At 66.4% G+C, this 21989-nt stretch carries 18 protein-coding genes; 14 read left to right on the top strand and 4 right to left on the bottom strand.

Features of this window, described 5'->3' with window-relative positions:
* The first annotated feature begins 22 nt into the window (after positions 1-22).
* The 6 genes from PO883_RS00780 to PO883_RS00755 all read left to right on the top strand — a co-directional run bounded on the left by PO883_RS00780 (position 23) and on the right by PO883_RS00755 (position 7982).
* A complete protein-coding gene (locus PO883_RS00780; RefSeq protein WP_289308080.1) occupies positions 23-1072 on the top strand; it encodes an LLM class flavin-dependent oxidoreductase in 1050 nt (349 codons plus the stop codon).
* Positions 1069-2358: a UDP-N-acetylglucosamine 2-epimerase gene (locus PO883_RS00775; protein WP_289308079.1), complete on the top strand. Its 1290-nt coding sequence runs from the start codon at positions 1069-1071 to the stop codon at positions 2356-2358. The genes PO883_RS00780 and PO883_RS00775 overlap by 4 nt, the downstream gene beginning before the upstream one ends.
* Positions 2359-2425: 67 nt before the next feature.
* A complete protein-coding gene (locus PO883_RS00770; RefSeq protein ID WP_289308078.1) occupies positions 2426-4636 on the top strand; it encodes a TonB-dependent siderophore receptor in 2211 nt (736 codons plus the stop codon).
* 33 nt (positions 4637-4669) lie between these two features.
* A complete protein-coding gene (locus PO883_RS00765) occupies positions 4670-5170 on the top strand; it encodes a hypothetical protein (protein ID WP_289308077.1) in 501 nt (166 codons plus the stop codon).
* Entirely contained in the window at positions 5167-7269 is a 2103-nt protein-coding gene (locus PO883_RS00760; protein WP_289308076.1) for a peptidase domain-containing ABC transporter, read from the top strand. Before PO883_RS00765 ends, PO883_RS00760 begins: the two co-directional genes overlap by 4 nt.
* Positions 7266-7982 (top strand): nucleotidyltransferase family protein, encoded by a 717-nt coding sequence (locus tag PO883_RS00755; protein WP_289308075.1) that lies wholly within the window; start codon positions 7266-7268, stop codon positions 7980-7982. The genes PO883_RS00760 and PO883_RS00755 overlap by 4 nt, the downstream gene beginning before the upstream one ends.
* A gap of 8 nt (positions 7983-7990) precedes the next feature.
* On the opposite strand, the gene PO883_RS00750 is transcribed toward PO883_RS00755, so the two are convergent.
* From PO883_RS00750 to PO883_RS00740, 3 genes are all read right to left on the bottom strand, one after another.
* Complete coding sequence (locus PO883_RS00750) at positions 7991-8593, bottom strand: HAD family hydrolase (protein ID WP_289308074.1); 603 nt, start codon at positions 8591-8593, stop codon at positions 7991-7993.
* The gene (locus tag PO883_RS00745; RefSeq protein ID WP_289308073.1) at positions 8590-9516 is read right to left on the bottom strand and encodes a radical SAM protein; all 927 of its coding nucleotides are present in this window, start codon (positions 9514-9516) and stop codon (positions 8590-8592) included. Before PO883_RS00745 ends, PO883_RS00750 begins: the two co-directional genes overlap by 4 nt.
* A 134-nt stretch (positions 9517-9650) precedes the next feature.
* Positions 9651-12404 carry a TonB-dependent receptor gene (locus PO883_RS00740; protein ID WP_289308072.1) on the bottom strand — a complete coding sequence of 918 codons (2754 nt, stop codon included), beginning with the start codon at positions 12402-12404 and terminating at the stop codon, positions 9651-9653.
* Between the two features lie 492 nt (positions 12405-12896).
* Between PO883_RS00740 and PO883_RS00735 the strand changes: the two genes are divergently transcribed.
* From PO883_RS00735 to PO883_RS00725, 3 genes are read left to right on the top strand one after another with little or no spacing between them, the layout of a single operon-like run.
* Complete coding sequence (locus tag PO883_RS00735; protein WP_167090228.1) at positions 12897-13211, top strand: YbjQ family protein; 315 nt, start codon at positions 12897-12899, stop codon at positions 13209-13211.
* Between the two features lie 4 nt (positions 13212-13215).
* On the top strand, positions 13216-13671 hold the full coding sequence (locus tag PO883_RS00730) for a YbjQ family protein (RefSeq protein ID WP_289308071.1): 456 nt from the start codon (positions 13216-13218) through the stop codon (positions 13669-13671).
* 9 nt (positions 13672-13680) lie between these two features.
* Positions 13681-14496, top strand: coding sequence for a M48 family metallopeptidase (locus tag PO883_RS00725; protein WP_289308070.1), 816 nt, complete (start codon positions 13681-13683; stop codon positions 14494-14496).
* 244 nt (positions 14497-14740) lie between these two features.
* On the opposite strand, the gene PO883_RS00720 is transcribed toward PO883_RS00725, so the two are convergent.
* Positions 14741-16096 carry a short-chain fatty acyl-CoA regulator family protein gene (locus PO883_RS00720; protein ID WP_289308069.1) on the bottom strand — a complete coding sequence of 452 codons (1356 nt, stop codon included), beginning with the start codon at positions 16094-16096 and terminating at the stop codon, positions 14741-14743.
* 163 nt (positions 16097-16259) lie between these two features.
* Here PO883_RS00720 and PO883_RS00715 point away from each other — a divergent pair, with 163 nt between their 5' ends.
* The 5 genes from PO883_RS00715 to mmsB are packed head-to-tail and all read left to right on the top strand — an operon-like array spanning position 16260 to position 21750.
* Positions 16260-17771 (top strand): CoA-acylating methylmalonate-semialdehyde dehydrogenase, encoded by a 1512-nt coding sequence (locus PO883_RS00715; RefSeq protein ID WP_289308068.1) that lies wholly within the window; start codon positions 16260-16262, stop codon positions 17769-17771.
* Positions 17772-17775: 4 nt separating this feature from the next.
* Positions 17776-18936, top strand: a complete 1161-nt coding sequence (locus PO883_RS00710; RefSeq protein ID WP_289308067.1) for an acyl-CoA dehydrogenase family protein — start codon at positions 17776-17778, stop codon at positions 18934-18936.
* Positions 18933-19718: an enoyl-CoA hydratase gene (locus tag PO883_RS00705; protein WP_289308066.1), complete on the top strand. Its 786-nt coding sequence runs from the start codon at positions 18933-18935 to the stop codon at positions 19716-19718. Before PO883_RS00710 ends, PO883_RS00705 begins: the two co-directional genes overlap by 4 nt.
* Position 19719: 1 nt before the next feature.
* The gene (locus tag PO883_RS00700; protein WP_289308065.1) at positions 19720-20826 is read left to right on the top strand and encodes an enoyl-CoA hydratase/isomerase family protein; all 1107 of its coding nucleotides are present in this window, start codon (positions 19720-19722) and stop codon (positions 20824-20826) included.
* A gap of 15 nt (positions 20827-20841) precedes the next feature.
* On the top strand, positions 20842-21750 hold the full coding sequence (mmsB, locus tag PO883_RS00695) for a 3-hydroxyisobutyrate dehydrogenase (RefSeq protein WP_289308168.1): 909 nt from the start codon (positions 20842-20844) through the stop codon (positions 21748-21750).
* Positions 21751-21989 lie beyond the last annotated feature (239 nt).

The following is a 21989-nucleotide window of genomic DNA, read 5'->3' as shown; positions in this document are numbered from 1 at the left end:
GGCCGCACATGGAGTGCCGACAATGAACGAGACAGAGACCATGTTCGCCGCTCCGGCCTTGTCGGTGCTGGACCTGGTGCCGATCACGGTCGGCCAGTCGCTGGCGCACGCGCTGCGCAGCACGCGGCGTCTGGCGCAACAGGCCGAAGCCCTTGGCTTTGGGCGCTACTGGCTGGCCGAACACCACAACGCCGCCGCCTTCGCCAGCGCCGCCACCACGGTGCTGATGGGCTATGTGGCCGAGGGCACCAGCACCATCCGGGTCGGCGCGGGCGGGATCATGCTGCCCAACCACGCGCCGCTGATGGTCGCCGAACAGTTCGGCACACTCGAATCGCTCTATCCGGGCCGCATCGACCTGGGCGTGGGACGCAGCGCGGGCGCCGATCCGGTGGCCGCCGCGCGCCTCAAGCGCGGCACCGAGCCGCGCCCGTTCAGCGCCACGCTCGCCGAGCTGGGCGCGTATTTCGAGGAAGCCGATGCGGCCGCCGGCGTGCGCGCGGTGCCGGGCGCGGGATTGTCGCTGCCGCTCTACATTCTCGGCGGCAGTCCGGCCGCGGCCGCCTTTGCCGGCGAGCGCGGCTTGCCGTTCGCGTACGCCGGCCACCTCAAGGATGACGCGGCGCCTTCGCTGGCGGCCTACCGCGCCGCCTTCCGGCCTTCGGCCGCCCACGCGGCGCCGTATGCGATGCTGAGCATCAACGTGATCGGCGCCGACAGCGCCGCCGAAGCGGCCTGGCTGGCCACCTCGCGCCAGCGCCGGCTGCTGGGCGCACTGCGCGCTCGCCCGCTGCCGCTGCAGGCGCCCGCCGCCTTCGACCAGGACGGGCCGACGGCGGCCGAGCAGACCGCGCTCGGCGCGGCCCTGGGCGCCAGCATCGAGGGCGACCATGGCGCGCTGCGCGCCGCCGTCGGCGCCATCGTCGCGCGCTGCGCACCCGATGAACTCTTGATCAATACCGAAATCCACGACCTCGCAGCGCGCCTGCGCTCCTACGAGATCGTGGCCGAGGCACTCATGCCGCAGCGCACTGCGCCGGCACGCACCCATCCACCCACGGAACCACGATGAAGATTCACGACCCCTCCCGCCTGCAGCGGATCGTTGCGCAGGCGCGCGAGCTGGGCCAGCCGGTGTACCTGCTGGTGATCGCCACCAAACCCTGCTATATCAAGCTGGCCTCGCTGGTGAAGGAATTGCGCGAGCGCGCGGCGCCGGCCCTGATGGTCGACGCCGGCCAGCATTACGACGTGGTGCTGACCGGCGCGGCCCAGGAGTTCGGCTACCTGAGCGAGATCGATGTCTTTCTCGACATCCGTGGCACCATCCTCGGCCGCACCGCCGCCCTGGCCACCCAGGTCGAGCGCCTGCACGGCTACCTCCAGGCGCAGTCGGAGACGACCCGTTTCATCCCGGTGGTGTCGGGCGACACCTCGACCTCGGGCACCTTTCCTGTGTTCTGGTATCTGCACACCGGCATCCGTTCGATCCATGTCGAAGCCGGGCTGCGCAGCCTGTCGCCGTTCGCGCCGGGCCAGCCGGTCGCGCACGAGACGGTGCTGGCGCAGGCCGATTTGGCATGGCGCGTGGAGCCGGACGAGCCCTTTCCCGAGGCGCTCGATTCACGCCTGACCTCGGTCGCCTCCTCGCTGCTGCTCGCGCCGGTGGGGCGCAATCGCGACAGCCTGCTGCGCGAGGGCTACGCGCCTGCGGCCATCCGCATGAGTGGTTCGCTCAGCGCCGATGCGGTGCGCCTGGCGGGCGCACAGGGCGGCAGCGACCAGCTGGCCCGCCTGTATCCGGGCCTGGCCGGCAAGCGCTGGCTGCGGGTCGACCTGCACCGGCGCGAAAACATGTCGCCGGCACGCCTGAACAGCGTGGTCGATGCGCTGTGCCGGCTGGCCGGGCAGGGCTTGCCGGTCATTTTCATCCTGACCAACCAGTTCAACTTTGCCCAGGAACGCCATCCCGAGCAGCAATTCCGCCAGCGGCTCGAACGCGGCGGCGTGCATTGCCACCCGCTGTGGCCCTCGTATGTGGACGTGATCGCCTTCCTGCGTTCGCCCGACTGCCTGGCCATCTACACCGACAGCGGCGGTTTGCAGGAAGAGGCGAATATCCTCGGCGTGCCCTGCATGACGTGCCGCTATTCGACCGACCGTCCGGAAACCATTCTCGATTGCCGCAGCAACCTCTTGATTCCGCCCGACAGCGCCGAGCTGGTCTACCGCGCCGTGCTGCACTGCCTGGAGCAGGGCCGCGCCGGTGCCTGGCGCGACCTGGGACAGAGCTTGTACGGCGAGCACGTGGCCCGTACCATCGTCGACCACCTGCGCGATAGCGTGTCCATTCAATAACAGGCGCGGCCGGCGTGCGTGCGCGCTGCCGCGTTTTTACTCCCTTACCTGACTTGCCATGACGATCATGAAATTTTCCCAATTCCTCAGCCCGCCCGTGCTGGCTGCCATGGTGCTGTGCGGCGAGGCCCAGGCGCAAGACGCCGCGCCCGCCGCGCCGGCGCCCTCCGCCGCTGCGCCCGCCAGTCCCGCCGCGCCTGTCAGCGCCGCCCCCGGCGCCGTGCCGCAGGTGGAAATTGCCGCCAGCCGCAACGAGGACCGGCGCCAGTCCAGCACTTTCCGCCAGGTCCTCGGCACGGCCGAGCTGGTGCGCTATGGCGATGGCAGCGTGCTCGACGTGCTGCGGCGCCAGCCCGGGATCGTCGTCAGCGGCGTGCCCGGACGCAAGGGCGGGGAACTGAGCATGCGCGGCCTGGGCAGCGGCTATGTGCGGATCCTGCTCAATGGCGACCCGGCCCCGCCGAATTTCTTGCTCGACAATCTGTCGCCCGATGTGGTCGAACGCATCGAGATCATGACCGTGCCCACGGTCGACATGGGAACCCAGGCGATCGCCGGCACCATCAACATCATCCTCAAGCGCAGCAGCGGCAAACGCCAGATGCAAGTGCGCGCCGGCGTATTCCACGACAACGACCGCACCAAGCCCCAGCTGTCCGCCACCTATGGCGACCAGGACGAATCGCTGGCATGGCTGGTGACGGCGTCGGCGCGGCGCATGAGCGCCGACGAACCGTTCCTGACCCGCACCGAGGGCGGTGGCGAGGATGGCCCCATCCTGCGCCAGCTGGAGCAGTACAACGAAGACCGCGGCTGGAACTGGAGCGTTGCGCCGCGCGTGACCAAAAAGTTCGGCGGCGCCGATTCGCTGACCTGGCAAGGCTATGTGTCGGGCCTGGTCTACGACAGCGCCGGCTATGGGCGCACCGCCTTTTTGCAGGGGCCGCCGACGGCGCTGGCCAACGAAGACTACACCAGCGAAGGTTCGTCGCTGACGGTGCGCAACAACCTGAGCTGGCTGAGCACCTTGAGCGCCACCAGCAAGCTGGAAGTGAAAGCGGGCGCGACCCTGGTTCGCTCGGACGGATCGAGCGCGGTCGATTATGTCGACGGACAGCGACGCGTGCTGAACCGCCAGGATCTCGCGCGCGATAACCGCAACCGCAGCCTGAGCGCCTCGGCCAAGCTGCGCAACGCCTACACGGACAAGCATGCCTTCGTCAGCGGCATCGAGGTCCAGCATGACCGCGACCAGGTCGACCGCAGCGACCTGATCGATGCCGTTTCGCGGCTCGACCAGACCGGCAACAATTTCCGGGTCAATAGCCGGCGCCATGCCCTGTACGCCCAGGATGAATGGGACATCGCGCCGCGCGTGGCCGTCTACCTCGGCGTGCGCTGGGAGCGGGTGGCGCTGCACAGCGCCAACAACCTGGGGCGGGAAGTCGATTACGCCAAGGCGATGCTGAGCCCGGTATTGCAGACAGTCTGGCGCTTGCCCGACACCAAGTCCGACCAGCTGCGCCTGGGGCTGGCGCGCACCTGGCGCATGCCGCAGGCCGACAGCCTGATCGCGGGACGCACGCTGTCGGTGATCAATACCGTGACCCGGCCCGACACCAGCGGCAACCCCTACCTGCGGCCGGAACGGGCGCTGGGACTGGACCTGGCCTACGAACACTACCTGAGCCAGGATGGCCTGGTCAGCCTGGGCCTGTTCGTGCGCCGGATCGACGACGTGACCCTGACCCAGACCGTGCGCGAGGATGGGCGCTGGGTAGCCCGTCCCACCAACAGCGGGCAGGCGCTGGCGCGCGGCATCACGCTCGAAACCAAGTTCAAGCTGCCGCAGCTGGTCGGCGGGGCGCCCGCGGTGGAGCTGCGCGGCTCGCTCTCGCGCACCTGGTCGTCGGTCGACGCGGTGCCGGGTCCGGACAACCGGATCGGCAACCAGGCGCCGCTGTCGGTCAATGTCGGCGCCGATTACGCCTTCAAGTCGGCTCCCGTGTCGGCCGGCGCCACGCTCGGCTTTATCCGCAACGGCAGCGTGCGCATGTCACGCTACGAAACCTCCGCCGAGTCCAACAAGCGCGTGCTCGAAGGCTATGTGCTGTGGAAGATCCAGCCCAAGGCGCAACTGCGCCTGAGCGGATCGAACCTGCTGCATGAAGACGATGTCAAGCGCTCGGGCTATGTTGGCGATACACTGTGGCAAACCAAGACGGTGACGTCCCCCACCTACACGGTGCTGCGGGCTATCCTTGAATTGAAATTCTGAGTCGCGCCGCCCAGCGGCCGATTCGCAGGAGCGATGATGTTGGATATGTACCGCCAGGAAGCCATGGCGGCCAGGCAGGAAAGCGCGTATGGCGCCATGCTCGAACTGCGGCCGTTCCTGTTCCGGGGCGCGTCGCTGCTGATCGTGGTCCTGGCGCTGTTGCTGATGGCATCCTTGATGCTGGGGCGTGCCGCCAGGACCGTGCAATTGCCGGTGGTGGCGCTGGCCGGGGACAGCGTGCCGCCGTACGCCGTGCGGCTGGCGCTGGCCGGTCCGGCGCCGGCGTTCCAGGCCGGCCAGCAGGCGCTGCTGCGGCGTGCCGGCGCCCCGGCGCTGGCCGTGGCCGGCAGCGTAGCCCGGTTCCAGGCCGGCACGCCGGTACGCGTGCTGTTTAGCACCGATGCGGTCCAGGCGGCGCAGCTGGCGCTTCTGCTCCAGGGCGGCGCCGAGCTGCGCCTCGAACTGCCATTGCCGGCGCAAACCTTCGGACAGTGGCTGCTCGGCCTGGCGCAGCGGCGCGGCGGGCCGCGGTGAGCCGCTGGCGCACGCTGTTCGGACGCGCCCGCGCGCCCGCGCCAGCGCTGGTCTTGCAGTCCGAGGCGGCCGAGTGCGGCATCGCCTGCCTGGCGATGCTGGCCAGCTTCCATGGCTACCAGATCGACCTGGGCACCCTGCGGCGGCGCTATTCGCCGTCGCCCAAGGGCATGCGTCTGGTCGAGCTGATGGACATCGCGGAACAGATGGCGCTGTCGGCGCGCGCCGTCAAGCTCAATCTTGCCGCGCTCGACCTGCTGCAACTGCCCGCCATTTTGCACTGGGACTTCAACCATTTCGTGGTGCTGACCAAGGTGGGCAAGGACAGCGCCGAGATTTTCGACCCCGCGCGCGGCCGCGTCACGCTGGCGCTGTCCGAACTGTCGCTGCACTTTACCGGCGTGGCCATGGAAGCGCGGCCCATGCCGCACTTCCAGGCGCGGCGCGAGCGGCGCAGCATCGGCTTCCGGCAACTGCTGGGGCGGGTGAGCGGCTTGCGCCGCCAGGCGCTGCGCATCGTGGCGCTCTCGCTCGTACTGGAACTGTTCAGCGTGCTGGCGCCGCTGTTCATGCAACTGGTGATCGATCACGCGGTGCTGGCGCGCGACACCACGCTGGTGCTGCAACTGGCCCAGGCCTTCTTCCTGCTGTTGCTGGCGCAGGTGGCGATTGCCGCCTCGCGCAGCTGGCTGATGACCTACCTGGGCACCCACCTCAACCTGCGCCTGATCGGCAACCTGTTCCATCACCTGCTGCGCCTGCCCATCGAATTTTTCGAGCGCCGCCACCTGGGCGACATCGCCTCGCGCTTCGACTCGCTCAATACCATCCAGCGCACCCTCACCAACGGCTTCCTGGCCGCCATCCTCGATGGCGCGATGGCACTGGTGACGCTGGCGATGATGTTCTTTTACAGCGCCACGCTATCGTGCGTGGTGCTGGCGGCGGCGGCTATCTACGTCGTGCTGCGCATCAAGCTGTACCGGGCGTACCGGATGTCGACCCAGGAACAGATCGTGTGCGCCGCCCGCCAGCAGAGCCAGTTCCTGGAATCGGTGCGCGGCATCCAGAGCATCAAGCTGTTCGGGCGCGAGCAGGCGCGCGGCAGCACCTGGCTCAATTCGGTGGTGGCGACCTTCAACGCCAGCTTGCGCACCCAGCGCGTGAGCGTCAGCTTCCAGCTGCTCAATACCCTGCTGTTCGGGATTGAAAACATCATCGTCGTCAGCGCCGGCGCCACGGCGGTCATCGATGGCGCCATGTCGGTGGGGATGCTGTTTGCCTTCGTCTCGTTCAAGCTGCAATTCGTTGGCCGGCTCGGCAGCCTGGTCGACAAGGTGACCGATTATTCGATGCTGGGGCTGCACCGCGAGCGGGTGGCCGATATTGCCCTGACCGATGCCGAAAAGACCGATGGCGACCCGCAGCGGCAAGGCCCGTTCGAGGCCGGCATCGAACTGGTCGATGTCGGCTACCGCTACTCGCCGGCGGAGGAACCGGTGCTGCGCCACGTCAACCTGCGCATCGCGCCGGGCGAGTGCGTGGCCATTACCGGGCCGTCCGGCTGCGGCAAGACCACCCTGATGAAGATCATGCTGGGCTTGCTGCAACCGAGCGAAGGCCAGGTGCTGGTCGGCGGCGTGCCCTTGCAGCAGATCGGCTTGCAAGCCTGGCGCCGCGCGATCGGTTCGGTGATGCAGGACGATACCCTGTTCGCCGGCTCGATTGCCGAGAACATCAGCTTTTTCGACAGCGACGTCAACCCCGGCGCCATTGCCGATGCCGCCAGGATGGCCGACATCGATGGTGATATCGAGAAAATGCCGATGCGCTACGATACCTTGATCGGCGACATGGGCAGCTTGCTGTCGGGCGGGCAACGGCAGCGCCTGCTGATGGCGCGCGCCCTGTACCGCAAGCCCAGGCTGCTGTTCCTCGACGAGGCGACCAGCCACCTGGACGCCGGGCGCGAGGAAACGGTGAACCGGGCGATCCGGGCCTTGCCGCTGACCCGCGTGATTATTGCGCACCGGGCCGAAACGATACGGATGGCGGACCGGGTGATCAGTTTCCCCCTGGCGCTGGGCGAGGCCGCATGAGCGCGCTGCCACGGGTGCTGATCCTGGCGGGCGGCAAGGGCACGCGGCTGGGCCCGGTGCTGGGCGGCTTGCCCAAGCCGATGGCGATGGTCGGCGGGCGGCCATTTCTTGCGCATTTGATCGAGCGGCTGGAGGCGGCCGGGTTTACCGAGGTCACCTTGTCGCTCGGCTATCAGGCCGACTGCATCGTGCGCCATTTCGGCGCGCGCCATGGCGGCGTGGCGCTGCGCCATGTGACCGAGCCGAGCGCGCTGGGCACCGGCGGGGCGATCGCGCTGGCCCTGGCGGGGCAGGGCGGCGCGCCATGGCTGGTGATGAACGGGGATACCTGCTTCGACATCGATTACCACGCGTTTATCGCTTGCTGGCGCGCGCGCCCGGCGCACCTGGCCATCGCGCTGACCGAACTGGCCGATTGCTCGCGTTATGGACGGGTGGTGGTGCGCGCCGGAGAAGTGGTCGACTTCGCCGAAAAGCAGCCCGGGGCGGCGGGGGTGATCAATGCCGGCCTGTATCTGCTGACCGAGGATATCTTGCGGCCGTTCGCGCTGCCGCCGCACTTTTCCTTCGAGACGGAATTGCTGCAAGCGCACTGCGCGGCGCTGCGGCCGAGCGCCTTCGTGGCGGAGGGCTATTTTATCGACATCGGCGTGCCGGAAGACCTGGAACGGGCGCGCAGCCAGATGCCGCTGCGCGCGCCCGGCCCGGGCTGACGGTAGCGTCAGCCGGCGTGCGCCAGCATCGCGCGCGCGGCCTGGCCCAAGTCCGCGTAGCGGGCGTGGGCATGCTTGCTCGCGGCCTGTTCCGGGCCGATCATGAAGCTGGGCATGCCGGCGCCCTGACCGGCCAGCATGTCGCTGTCCTGGTCGCCGAGCATGAAGCAGCGCGCCGGGTCCAGCGCCCATTTTTCGATGGCGTGCAGCAGCATGCCAGGCTGCGGCTTGCGCCAGGCGCACGCGGCCGTGTAGGACGCCAGCGTGCCGTCGCGGTGGTGAGGGCAGCAATACAGGGCGTCGAGGTGCACGTCCTGTTGCGCGAATTGGGCCAGCAAGGCGTCGTGGATCTGCGCCAGGCGCGCGGCGCTGAACAGGCCGCGCGCCACGCCGCTCTGGTTGGTCACCATGATCAGGCGAAAGTGCGGCGCCAGTGCGCGCAATGCCTCGATGACGCCGGGAAGTAGTTCGATGCCCGCCACGGCCGACAGATAGTGCTTGTCCCTGATCAGGACGCCGTCGCGGTCGAGGAAGACCGCTTGCCTGAGGCTGTCGCGCCGAGGCTGGGAGCCGAAGGCGGTCACCTGCTGGATGTCTGGCGCCAGCGTCATGGTGTTGCGTCCTCCGGGCTGGCGTCGGCGCTCGCCAGCAGGCCGACCAGTTCGGCGCGCGCGCGCGGGCTCAGGAGCGTGGGCGAGAAATGCACAATCCGGGCCGCTTCCGCGATGGCGGCCTTTTTGCTTTGCAGCAGATGGGGAAAGCTGGCGCCGTCCGAACCGAGGCACCATTTGCAGGCTTCGAGCGGATCGTCGCGTTGCAGGTAGCGCTGCAAATCGCCGAACAGATTGGGATTGTCGCGCATCATGACGCCGTCGGCCTGGCGGTTGTCCACCACCTGGCCGCAGGCGCCCAGGCGTTCGCCCAGGATCGGGCTGCGCGGGCACATGTAGTAGCGCCCCTCGGCGAAGGTGTGGCAGCTCCAGTCGGCGCGCGGCTTGCAGCGCTTGTAGATTTCCCGCACCAGGGCCGGATCGTCCAGCGGCGCGCTCAGATGGGTTTCCTGGAAGTTTTCGTAGGCGTTGATTGCGAAGGTGAAGCCGAATTGCTGTGCCTTTTGCGCCAGGTCCTCGCGCGTGTAGCGCAGGCGCACGCGCGGGTAATGGCTGACCTCGATGGAATCGACGTTGCTGAAGAACTCGTCGGACATGTTTTCCAGGCCGACGCCATTGGTCAGCACGCACACGTGCCTGGCCACGCCGCTGGCCTTTGCCAGTTTCAGCAGTTCCACAAGGGCCGGATGCAGCAAGGGTTCGCCGCCCACCAGGAGCAGCTTGTGCACGCGCGCGGCGCTGCCGAGCGCCGCCAGGTCCAGCGCGAACTCCTCGGGCGAGAGCAGTCTGGCGGGCCGGGCCGGGGAACCGTGCACGCAGCCCTTGCAAGTGAGGTTGCAGTTGAAAGCGACCTGGACTTCCACCTTGCGCAAATAAATCAGTTGATCCTCAATCACATAGCTCAGCGCTGCCGTGTCGTTCATCGTATTTTTTCCTTGAACAGGCCGGGGGACGCGCGCGGCGGCGCGTATTCCGGCAACCGTCTACTCTAGCATGCAGGGAAACTTTGAAAAAGAAAAACATTGGCGAATATACACTTTCGCGCCCTGCCATGTGGCTAGCGGAACGCGTAGTTCACGCTCGCATAAAAGCGCCGTCCGCGCGGGTCGGTGTAGCTTGGGTCGTAGCCGGAAATGAAGAAGTTGGCCTGGTTCGAGTAAGGCGGCGCCTTGTCGAACATATTCTGCACGCCGGCGCGCAGTTTCAGGTTCTTGCCCCATTCATAGGCCAGCGACATATCCCACAACGAGTACGCTTTCACGCGGTTGGCGGCGACCACGCTGCCGTCGTCGATGTTGATGGCCGAATTCTGGTCGTCGTAGGATGCCGAAAAGGTGTTCGACACCGTTGCCGACAGCGGCCCCTGTTCCCAGTCCATGCTGACCGTGTGGCGCCAGCGCTGCACCACGCTGTCGGTGACGAACTTGCCCAGGTTGCTGATGTACGGGTCGCCCGGGCTGGTCTGGATCTTCGAGTTGAGCACGTAGGTGCCGTTCAGGCGCCCGCCGAAGCGGCCCAGGGCGGTATTCGCGCCGCGCAGGTTGACCACCAGGTCCAGGCCGCTGGCGAGCTGGGCGCCGCGGTTTTCCTTGTGCATCTCGATGTAATCGATGTCGCCGTCTTCGTCGCGGTGCACCAGGCTGCCGTGTTTGCCCAGGTTGCCCAGGATGATATCGTCGCCGATCTCGCTGATCAGATCGGTGCGCTTGATTTTCCAGTAGTCCAGGCTGGCGTTCCAGTGCTTGCTCGGTTCGATCACCAGGCCGGCCGAGAACTGGCGGCTGCGCTCCGGTTTCAGGTTCACATTGCTGTAGCGCCGGGTTTCCCAGGCGTCGGCACAGTCGGCGTAATTGTTCTCGACCGTGGCGCAGACGACCGGATCGGGCAGGATGGCGGTATTGCCGTACACGGTCGGGCGGTACAGGTCGGACATCGATGGCGCGCGGAAACCCTTGCCGGCCGAGGCGCGCACCGTGAGCGCCTTGTTCGGGGTATAGGCCATGCCGATTTTCGGGCTCAGGGCGCCACCGATCTGCTGGTAGCGGTCGTAGCGGGCCGAGAGCTGGCCCTGCCACTGTTTGGTGAACGGCGCCAGCACTTCGCCGAACACGGCAACCACCTTGCGCCGGTCGCTGGTGGCCTTGCCGCCTTCGGGCGCGGCATCGTTGTTGATGTTGTCGCTCATCAGCAAGGCCGATGGACGGAAATCGGTGCGCTCGCGGCGCGCTTCGGCGCCCACCGCCACGCCCAGGTCGCCGCCGGCCAGGGTCATGAGCGAACGCGAGGCCTTGACGTCGAACGCATCCATGGTGCCGCGCGCGCGCCGCACCACATCGTTGACCTGGATATTGTTGAGCAGGGCCACGCCTTCGGCGCTGGACGGGCCGAAGGGATTGATCCTGCCGTCGGCGATGCCGGCCAGCAGCTGGTCGTACAGCACATAGCCGTGGGTATCCTTGTCCTTGACCGTGCTCACGCTGTGGTTGTAGCCGGCGTCGTAATCCCAGCCGGCCGCGCTGCCGGACACGCCGAGCACGTAGCGCTGGCTTTCGCTGGTCAGTTCGCTGGTGCGCATGCCGGCTTCGTTCAGGCGCATGCGCAGCTGGATTTCACCCGGGATGTCGTCATCGAGCTGGTCCAGGCCGCTATTGGCCAGGGCCGGGATCTTGCGGTAATCGATGTAGCCGATCACGCGCGCCGACGAGCCGACGTAGCTGGTGCGCGAGCGGCTCAGCGCCACTTCGGCGTAGGCCTGGGTATCGGCGCCAAGCTTGATCACGCCGCGGCTGAGCAGGTTCTGCTTGGTCGACTTGGGATACAGCTCGGTGTCGCCCATGTAGTCGTAGGTGCAGGCATCGACCCCGCCGCTGCCGGCCGGCAGGTACAGATTGGCTTGCGGCGCGCAGGCCGGGATCGACAGGTTGATCTGGCGGTTGGTGATCGGGCGGCCGTTGAGCAGGAAACCGGTTTCCTGCAAGTGGTCGCGCTGGGCCGGGGTCAGGCGGATATTCGCCGGGCTGGTAAAGCTCGACAGCAGATGGCCGAGCCGCTGCGGGATCTGCAGCTCGCTGACGAACTTGCGCTGCGAGGTGTTGAGGCGCTCGGTACCCTGCACGTCGAGCACGGCGAACACGTTGTAGCCGTCTTTTTCCAGTTCGCCCGAGCCCAGGCTGAGGCTGGCGGCGCGCTTGCCGGCCCCGCCTTCTTTCGTGCCGAGCACGTAGGCGTTCGCTTCCACGCCACGGAAATCCTTGCGCGTGATGAAGTTGATCACGCCGCCGACCGCATCGGTGCCGTACAGGGCCGAGGCGCCGTCGAGCAGCACTTCGACGCGCTGAATGGCGGTGGCCGGGATGTTGTTCAGGTCGACGCCGGTATCGTCGCCGGGCGAGGCGAAGTTGGCCATGCGGCGGCCGTTGAGCAGCACCAGGGTGGACGAGGTACCGATGCCGCGCAGATTGGCGCTGTTAAAGCCGCGCTGGTCGCCACCGACGTTGATGCTGGCGCCATCGGTCAGGCCGCCCACGTTGGACGAGATGCGCGCCATCAGTTCGGCGGCGGTGGTGACGCCAGCCTTGTCGATTTCTTCGCGCGTGACGATCTGCACCGGCAGCGGGGTGTCGGTTTCAATGCGCTTGATGGCCGAACCGGTAATTTCCACCTTCTGCATCGGGGCGTCGGGCGCCTGGGCCGACGCGGCGCCATGGGCCAGCAGGCCGGCGGCCGCGCCCGCGTGGAGCGCCAGCCGGACGGCGCGCGTCAGGCGCGCAACGGGGAGGGGATGACAATACTGGCGATAGGGCTTGCGCATGCTGGAGGCTCCGTGGGGGATAAGGGGATAAGGGGATGACGGGGGATTGCGGTGCAGGCGGGTGGACCGGCGCCTGGCGCCCGGCGCGGGGCGCCAGGGCAGGGCAGGCTGGGAGGTCGTCCGGGTAAATAATGGATGTTGTTTTCCCTGTCTGACGCATGTGAGTATTTAACAAGTTTTCCACTGTACGCACAACGTGGCGAAAGCTCAATAGTTTCCTTGGCCAGCTGGCGGCGCGATTTTCCGGGCAGAGGGCGCTGCGGCGCCCCGTGGCACAGGGGCGCAAGGCGCCAGGCCAGCAACGCCGGTGCATGTGGTTCGCATAAGCTGCTGCGTCCGGACGTGGAGCGGCGCTCGCTGGCGCATCGAAGCTGTTGTGTTTTTGCCCAGTGCGCATGCGCCTTGGGTAGGGCGGCGATGCCGAAAAGCTTTGAAATTAGCAAGTTTGCAACTATAATTAATGCCCATCCAAAGTAGCAAGAAAGTTAATCCATGTTAATGACGAATATCGAAACCATCCCGGGCAAGTCCATCCTCACCTGCCACGGCGTGGTATCGGGCAGCACGGTGCGGGCCAAGCACGTCGGGCGCGACATCATGGCCGGCCTGAAAAACATCGTCGGCGGCGAGCTCAAGGGCTACACCGAACTGCTCAACGAATCGCGCGACAGTGCGATCGAACGCATGCAGGCACAAGCTACCCAGATGGGCGCGAATGCGATCGTCAACGTGCGTTTTTCGACCTCGTCCGTTGCTGCCGGCGCTGCCGAAATCTATGTGTACGGCACCGCCGTCACCGTGGGCTGACACAATGGGTGAATTAGTCGCCATCGGACTGTGGCTGGGGCTGGTTGTGATCGGCTATATCTTCGGCCGCGCCGCCGAGGCCAAGCATTACCGCTCCATCCACAGCCGCGAAAAAGCGTGGCTGCATCTGCCGTCTACCTCGCTCAAGACCCTGCTCGACCCGGCCCGTCCGGTCGAACGCAGCGAGCTGGTATATGGCAACGTGGTCGTCTCGATCGATTACTTCAAGCAGGCTGTGCTGGGCTTGCGCTCGTTCGTCGGCGGGGCGGTCAAGTCGCACGAAACGCTGATCGACCGTGCCCGCCGCGAAGCGGTGCTGCGCCTCAAGGAAAGCTGTCCCGACGCGCACGAGATCGTTAACCTGCGCCTGGAAGCGATGTCGATTTCCGGCAAGACGCCGGGCAGCGTTTCCTCGGTGGAAGTGCTGGCCTACGGCACCGCCATCTATTTCGCCAAGTAAGAGCACGCCATGAAATACCAGCCCTCGCTGCCCGAACATAACGACAATGTGTCGTATGAGCACCCCTTGAAGGATGTCGCCGCCATCGCGGGGTGGCTGCTGGCGGGCACGGTGCTATTGTTCTGGCTGCTCGGGCTGGCGGTCGACGCCGTGGTCGACCGGCTCAGCCACGAAAGCGAAGCGCGCCTGTATGCGCTGCTGCCGGCGCAGGTGATGGACACCGCGCCCGCCGAACAGGCGCAGCAGGTGCGCCTGCAGGCCCTGGTCGACAGCATGCGCAGCTGCGCCGGCCTGCGCCTGCCGGCCAAGGTCAGCCTGACCAAGTCGGACACGCCCAACGCGGCGGTGGTCCCGGGCGGCAATATCATCGTCTTCAGCGCCTTGCTGGGGCAGGTGCGCTCGGAGAACGGGCTGGCCTTCGTGCTGGCGCATGAACTGGCGCACATCACCCAGCGCGACCATTTGCGGTCCATGGGGCGCGGCATCGTGCTGTTCGGGATATCGACGCTGTTGACGGGGAGCGACTCGGGCCTGAGCGACTTGCTGGCGCCCGTCAATCACCTGGGGCAGGCAAGCTATTCGCGCACGCGCGAAGCCGCCGCCGATGCCACGGCCCTGCGCATCCTGAACTGCCGCTACGGTCACGCCGGCGGCGCCACCGAGCTGTTTGCCGCCCTCAAGGACGAGGACGAGGCCTTCGCCGGCTTGTCCCATTACACGGCCTCGCATCCGGCCATGCAGGACCGCATCGATACGCTCAACGCCGCCATCAAGGCAGGCGGGATGACAGTCGGTCCGGTACTGCCCTTGCAGCTGGTACCCTGAAGCGCTGCCCGAAAAGCACGCACGCACAGATTTGTGTTTGAAAGCAAGGACTTGGCGCGCGTGCGTCCGGCTTGTTAACAAACTTATCCACAGTTTCTGTTTGCAAGTTGCACTCGAAGCATCTGTGGTCCACATTGCCGGAAACGCGCGCAGGACGCGGGCTGGCATTGTTTGCGCCAGAGCGCCTGGTTGCGCTCCGGTTTTCCACGCCGCCCTTTGACGCTGCCGGCCAGGTCGATAAGCTTCATGCGTTTCCTTGCAGGATGGATGGGAATGCGCGCTGCGGACAATCGCGCCGTTCGCAGACCTTGCAGCCGGTTCCAATGGCGGTGGCAGCGCTTGGATCGTGCAAGTCCAGGCCCTTCGCATAGACCAGCCTGTGCGCTTGCGAGATGTCGCAGCCCAGCGCAAGCGCAAATGATTTGCTGGGGGCGGCAAAACCCGCGGGTCCCGAAACGACTTGGCGCGCGATCCAGAGATGGGTACTTCCATCCGGCATGCGGGCGATCTGGCGCAGGATGCGGCCCGGCTGGCTGAAAGCCTCGTACACGATCCACAAGGGACAAGTGCCGCCGACGCGGGAAAAATGGAAGGCTGTCGCGGACTGGCGCTTCGAGACATTGCCGGCGCGATCGACGCGCACGAAAAAAAAGGGCAGCCCGCTACAGCCGGGGCGCTGCATGGTGCTCAGGCGATGGCACACGGCTTCAAAGCCGACGCCGAACTGGTGCGCCAGCATGTCGATATCGTAGGCGCTCGCTTCCGCCGCGCGCAAAAATGCCGTGTACGGCATGAGTGCCGCGCCGGCGAAATAGTTCGACAGCGCCAGCCGGGCACCCTTGCGCGCAGCTTCGCTCGACAGCGCTGACTGGACGATCAGGGCATCGATCAGGCCGGAGTATTCCAGCAGTCCCAGTTGCGCGGCGATCTGGAACGCTTGCTGGCCGGGGTTCATCGAGTCCGCCAGCCACAGGACGCGCTGGTGCGGATCGTAGCGGCGTTTGCGCAGCAGGATGTCCTCGTCCGTCCCCGTCAGGACCGTGACCCCCGATACCCGCAGCAGGCGCGAGCGCAAGGCTTCCAGGCTGAGCGCGCCGATGCGCTCCGCTGCTTCGTCCAGCTCGCCAATGTAATTCTGGCGCCGGTTCAGGTAATCCCTGACCTCTTCGTCGGCGGAAGGGGGCAGCACGCTTTGCTTGCCATCGCTGCTGTCGAATTGCGCCTCCAGCGATTCGGCGCGCTCCGCCACCGAGCGGTAGCGGCGCTGCAGCTGGAGGATGGCGCGCGCCACGCCCGGCATATTCTCGACCAGCATCTTGAGCTCGGCGAGCGAGGTGGCCTGGTTGCCGGGCAGCTCGCCCAGGACATCGCGCACGTCGGCCACCAGGCTGGCGCTGTCGTGCTCCGAAAATAGTTGCGGATCGACTTCCAGCACGCTGCCGATGCGCAGCAGGATCGGCACCGTCAACGGGCGCTGGTTGCGTTCGATCTGGTTCAGATAGCTCGGCGAGATGCCGAGCGTCTTGGCCAGCGCCGCTTGCGTCATCTTGCGCTCTTCGCGCAGGCGCTGCAGCCGGACTCCCATGAATACCTTACTCATGTTTCTGCGCGGTGCAATCTTCGCAACATTCGCAAACCCTCTTGTTTTTCTTCGCAATTCCTCGCACTTTTACTCCTTCACGCTCTCCGGGAATGAGCGAATAATGCAAACAAATGGCAAAAAACGCAAGTAGTTCAGCTGTCCAACCTGCTGGAGATCGCATATGGCCTTACCGAATATCACCATCCCAACCGTGCCGCTGCTGATCAATGGCGAATGGGTCGAATCGCGCAGCACCGTGTGGCGCGAGGTAATCAATCCCGCCACCCAGGAAGTGTTGGCGCGGGTACCGTTCGCCACTGCGCAGGAAGTGGCGCAGGCGGTCTCGGCGGCGCAGCGCGCTTTCAAGACATGGCGCAAGACGCCGATCGGCGCCCGTGCCCGCATCTTCCTGACGTTGCAGCAGCTGATTCGCGACAACATGGCCGAGCTCGCGGCGACCTTGACCGCCGAACAAGGGAAAACCCTGCTCGACGCCGAGGGCGACATCTTCCGGGGACTGGAAGTGGTCGAGCACGCGGCCAACATCGGTACCTTGCAGATGGGCGAGTTCGCGCAAAACGTCGCCGGTGGCGTCGATACCTACAGCGTGCTGCAGCCGCTCGGCGTGTGCGCCGGCATAACGCCCTTCAATTTCCCGGCGATGATTCCGCTCTGGATGTTCCCGATGGCTATCGCCTGCGGCAATACCTTCGTGCTCAAGCCGTCCGAGCAGGATCCGCTGGTCACCGTGAAACTGGTGCGGCTGGCCTTGCAAGCCGGCATTCCAGCCGGGGTGCTGAACGTCGTGCATGGCGGCGAGGAGGTGGTCAACGCGCTGTGCGACCATCCGGATATCAAGGCCATTTCCTTTGTCGGCTCGACCAGGGTCGGTACCCATGTCTACCAGCGCGCCACGCTGGCCGGCAAGCGCGCCCAGTGCATGATGGGGGCCAAGAACCACGCGCTGGTACTGCCTGACGCCAACAAGGAACAGACACTGAACCAGTTGCTTGGCGCCGCGTTCGGCGCCGCCGGCCAGCGCTGCATGGCCGCGTCGGTGGCGGTGCTGGTGGGCGAGGCCCAGGCATGGCTGCCGGAGCTGGTCGGGAAAGCGCGCCGCTTGTCGGTCGGCGCCGGCAAGGATAATCCCGATCTGGGCCCGCTGGTCTCGTGCGCCGCCAGGGAACGTGTACTGGCCATGGTGGCCAAGGCAGTAGAGCAAGGCGCCACCCTGGTGCTGGATGGACGCGCGATCCGCGTCGATGGCTATCCGAATGGCAATTTCATCGGTCCGACCATCCTGTCGGACGTCAAGCCGGGCATGCAGGTCTACGACGATGAAATTTTTGGCCCGGTGCTGATCGTGGTGTCGGCCGCGACCCTGGACGAGGCGATCGGACTGGTCAACGCCAATCCGAATGGCAACGGTACCGCCTTGTTCACCCAAAGCGGCGCGGCGGCACGCAAGTTCCAGGAGGAGATCGACGTCGGCCAGGTGGGCATCAACGTGCCGATTCCGGTACCGGTTCCGCTGTTTAGCTTTACCGGTTCGCGCGGCTCGAAACTGGGGGATCTGGGACCGTTCGGCAAACAGGTGGTGCTGTTCTACACCCAGACCCAGACCATTACCCAGCGCTGGTTCGCGGACGCGGCGTCGGTGGGGCAGGTCAATACCACGATCAACCTGACATAACGCCATGGAATTCGATCTCAACGACGAGCAGCGCGCGTTCCAGCGCGCCGCGCGCACCTTTTCGCAGGGCGAACTGGCGCCCCACGCGGCGCGTTGGGACGCCGATGCCTATTTTTGCCGCGCCACCATCGCCAAGGCAGGGGAGATGGGTTTCTGCGGCCTCTACACCCCGCAGCGCTGGGGCGGGCTGGGGCTGTCGCGGCTCGATGCGGCCATCGTGTTCGAAGAACTTGCGGCAGGTTGTACCTCGACCACGGCCTATCTCACCATCCACAACATGGCCACCTGGATGGTCGCGCGCTGGGGCGGCGAGGCCTTGTGCGAACAGTGGGTGCCGCTGCTGGCCAGCGGCGCCAGGCTGGCCAGTTACTGCCTGACGGAAGCGCAGGCCGGCTCCGATGCCGCCGCCCTGCAAACGCGCGCGGTGCGCGCTGGCGACGTGTATGTCATCGACGGCGCCAAGGCCTTCATTTCCGGCGCCAGCCGCACCGATCTGCTGGTGGTGATGGCGCGCACCGGCGCCGCCGGTCCGGGCGGGATTTCGGCATTCGCGGTCGCGGCCGACACGCCGGGCATCAGCTACGGCCAGCCGGAACGCAAGATGGGCTGGAACAGCCAGCCCACGTGCGCCATTCATTTCGATGCGGTCAGGGTAGCCGTCCATCACCGCCTCGGCCACGAAGGGCAGGGCTTCGCCCTGGCCATGAAGGGCCTGGACGGTGGCCGCATCAACATCGCCGCCTGTTCGATCGGCACCGCCCAGGCGGCGCTGGACAGGTCGCGGTCATATCTGAAGGAACGCGTCCAGTTCGGCCGCGAGCTGGCGCAATTCCAGGCCCTGCAGTTCAAGCTTGCCGACATGCTCACCGAGCTGGTGGCGGCGCGCCAGCTGGTGCGGCTGGCGGCCTGGAAGCTCGACATGGAAAGTCCGGATGCCAGCGCCTATTGCGCCATGGCCAAGCGCTTCGCCACTGACGCCGGCTTCAATGTCGCCAACGATGCCTTGCAGTTGCACGGCGGCTATGGCTACATGCGCGAATATCCGCTGGAGCGCCATGTGCGCGACACGCGGGTGCATCAAATCCTCGAAGGTAGCAATGAAATCATGCGTCTGATCATCGCCAGGGCCATCCTGCGTGACGGCGCCACGGAGACCCTGACATGAACAAGACCTATACCAACCTGAGCATCGAACGGCACCAGCATACGCTGCAAATCACGCTGCACAACCCGCCGGCGCATACCTGGACCGAGGACAGCCTGGCAGCCCTGGCCGGCCTGGTCAATGACCTGCAGGAGGACCGCGACATCTACGCCCTGGTCATCACCGGCGCCGGCGCCAAATTCTTTTCCGCCGGCGCCGACCTGAAACTGTTCGCCGATGGCGACCAGGCCGTGGCGCGCCGCATGGCGCAGCGCTTCGGCGAGGCCTTCGAGGCGCTGGCGGGTTTTCGCGGCGTGACCATCGCCGCGATCAACGGCTACGCCATGGGCGGGGGACTCGAATGCGCGCTGGCCTGCGACATTCGGATCGCCGAGGAGCATGCGCACATGGCTCTGCCCGAGGCTTCAGTCGGTTTGCTGCCGTGCGCCGGGGGCACCCAGAACCTGGCGCGCCTGGTGGGCGAGGGCTGGGCCAAGCGGATGATCCTGTGCGGCGAGCGGATTGGCGCGGCGCAGGCATTGGCGATCGGCCTGGTGGAGGAAGTGGTGCCGAGCGGGCAAGGCCTCGGTTGCGCGCTGGCCCTGGCGGCCAAGGTGGCGCGCCAGAGCCCCGCCAGCGTCGCCGCTTGCAAGGCCCTGATCCAGGCTGGCCGCACGCTGCCGGCCCAGCACAACCTGGCGCTCGAGCGCGAGCGTTTCGTCAGCCTGTTCGATACCGAAGACCAGAAGGAGGGCGTGCAAGCCTTCCTGGATAAACGTGAAGCGAGCTGGAAAAATGGCTGAGATGAACACCAATGCTCTCCCGGTCCGGCTGGAAGAACGCGCGGGCGCGGGCGGAATGCGCGTGGCACTGGCCACGCTGGACGTCCCCACATCCCTGCATGCCCTGACGCTGGACATGATACGGCTGCTGGAGGGGGCCCTGGTGCGCTGGGCGGCGGATCCGTCGATCGCCTGCGTGGTCCTGCAATCGAGCACGGACAAGGCGTTCTGCGCCGGCGGCGACGTGCGCAGCTTGCGCCAGGCGCTCCTGGCGCAAGCCGATGCGATGCCCAATCCGGTCGCCCTGGCGTTCTTCAGCGAGGAATACCGTCTCGATCATCGCATCCATACCTACCCCAAGCCGGTGCTGGTGTGGGGCGGCGGCATTGTGATGGGCGGTGGCTTGGGACTGATGGCGGGCGCCAGCCACCGCGTGGTCACGGAAACGACGCGCATCGCCATGCCGGAAATTTCGATTGGCTTGTTCCCGGACGTGGGCGGCAGCTGGTTCTTGCCACGCATGCCGGGCCGTTGCGGATTGTTTCTCGGCCTGACCGGCGCACCGCTCAATGCCGCCGATGCCTTGTTCACCGGGCTGGCCGACTATGCCATCGCGCAGCAGGAGCGCGGGCGGATCCTGGATGCACTATGCCAGGCCGACTGGACGGCCCAGGCCGATGCCGGCGTCACGCTGGACTTGCTGTTGCGCGCGTTTGCGGATGCGGCCCCGGCCCTGCCGCCGGCGCAGACGCGAATCCACTTCGACGCCATCCAGGCCATGACGCGCTCGCGCGCACTGGCCGGCGTGGTCGCGGCGATCGTCGCGTACGACGGCGAGGCGGCATGGCTGCAAGCTGCCGCCAAGAGCCTGGCGGGCGGCTCGCCGTTTTCGGCAGCGCTGGCCTGGTCCCTGCGGGAACGCGCACGCCATCTGGGGCTGGCCGACGCCTTGCGCCTGGAACTGACCGTGGCCGTGCGCTGCTGCGCTTATCCGGATTTTTCCGAGGGTGTGCGGGCGCTGCTGATCGACAAAGACAGCGCGCCGCAATGGCGCCCTCCCGCGCTGCAGGACCTCGCGCAGTGCTTCGAGTCCCCTTGGGCACGCCATCCCCTGGCCGACCTGGACTGACGACGCAAGCCCCCAATTTCAACGGAGAAATACATGCAACACATTGCGTTTATCGGACTTGGCAACATGGGCGCGCCAATGGCACACAGGCTGCTGCGCGCGGGCCATCCGCTGTCGGTGTACGATGTGTCGGCGGTAGCCATCGATGGATTGGCAAGCGCCGGCGCGCGCGGCGCGGCCAACGCGGCCGATGCGGTCAGTGAGGCAGACATCGTCATCTCGATGTTGCCGGCCAATGAACACGTGCGCGACCTGTACCTGGGCGCCGGCCGCGTCCTGGATGCGGCGCCGCCGCAAGCCCTGCTGATCGATTGCAGTACCATCGCCGCCGGCGTCGCCAAGGAAGTGTCGGCCGCCGCCGCCGGCCGCGGATTCGCGATGCTCGATGCCCCTGTCTCCGGCGGAACCGGCGCGGCCGCCGCCGGCACGCTGACCTTCATCGTGGGCGGCGAAGCTGCCGCACTGGAGCGTGCGCGTGTCGTGCTGGGCGCCATGGGCAAGAATATCTTTCACGCTGGCGGCGCAGGTGCCGGCCAGGTCGCCAAGATCTGCAACAACATGCTGCTGGGCGTGCTGATGACAGGGACCGCCGAAGCGCTGAACCTGGGCGTTGCCCACGGCCTCGATCCCAAGGTATTGTCCGACATCATGTCCAAAAGCTCGGGCCGCAACTGGGCGCTGGAACTGTACAACCCGTGGCCGGGCGTGATGGCGTCGGCGCCGGCCTCGCGCGGCTATGGCGGGGGCTTCGGTTCGGCGCTGATGCTCAAGGACCTGGGACTGGCCCAACAGGCCGCCTCCAGCGCGCAGGCAGCGACGCCGATGGGCAGCCTGGCGGCTCAGTTGTACCAGCTTCACCAGCAAGGCGGGCACGGCCAGCTTGACTTTTCCAGCATCGTCAATCTGTTCAGGCCGCAACCGTAAGCGAGGATTCCCGTTTTTCCGATCCATCTTCGGCGCCATGAACTTCACGCCAGGATGGATGCGCGCGCGGCCGGGCGCGACCCGGTGCTGTTTGCAAGTTGCACGCGAAACATCTTCTGCCGCATTGCCCGAAAAGCGCGCAGTGGCATTCTTTTGTTCATAAACAAGGACTTAGGGCAGGGTTGGCGGGCTTGTTAACAAACTTATCCACAGATTCTGTTTGCAACTCTACGCGATGG

It is taken from the genome of Massilia sp. DJPM01 (assembly GCF_030348125.1).
In the GTDB taxonomy this organism is placed as follows: domain Bacteria; phylum Pseudomonadota; class Gammaproteobacteria; order Burkholderiales; family Burkholderiaceae_D; genus Telluria_A; species Telluria_A frigida.
Note: the sequence above shows the minus strand (reverse complement) of the source record. Positions and strands in the feature narration are given on the sequence as shown.